A 276-nucleotide genomic window follows, 5' to 3' on the forward strand; every position below is an offset into this window, starting at 1 on the left:
CCCGGTTTCTCAAAGAAACCGGGTTTCTCGGACAACAAGGAGTTCAGCAAGGACAACGATCGCTCCTAGAAAGTATGCTACAAGTGAAGTTTGGGGCGGTCGATGCCGAATTAGCTGAGATTATCGACCGGTTGATTGCAGTTCCCCCATTGGAACAAGCTCAGTTGATTTGGCAGTTATCACGGGAAGAACTTTTGGCTCGCTTTTCCCGTGACTTGTGAACCGGGGGGGTTAAGAAACCCGGTTTCTCAAAGAAACCGGGTTTCTCGGACAACA

At 49.6% G+C, this 276-nt stretch carries 1 pseudogene; it reads left to right on the forward strand.

Annotation, left to right across the window (positions count from 1 at the left end):
* Positions 1–221 (forward strand): annotated as a pseudogene (locus tag P5683_RS26205) (hypothetical protein); the annotation flags it as partial.
* Positions 222–276: the final 55 nt, after the last annotated feature.

The organism is Limnospira sp. PMC 1279.21, from assembly GCF_032349615.1.
Taxonomy (GTDB): Bacteria; Cyanobacteriota; Cyanobacteriia; order Cyanobacteriales; family Microcoleaceae; genus Limnospira; species Limnospira fusiformis.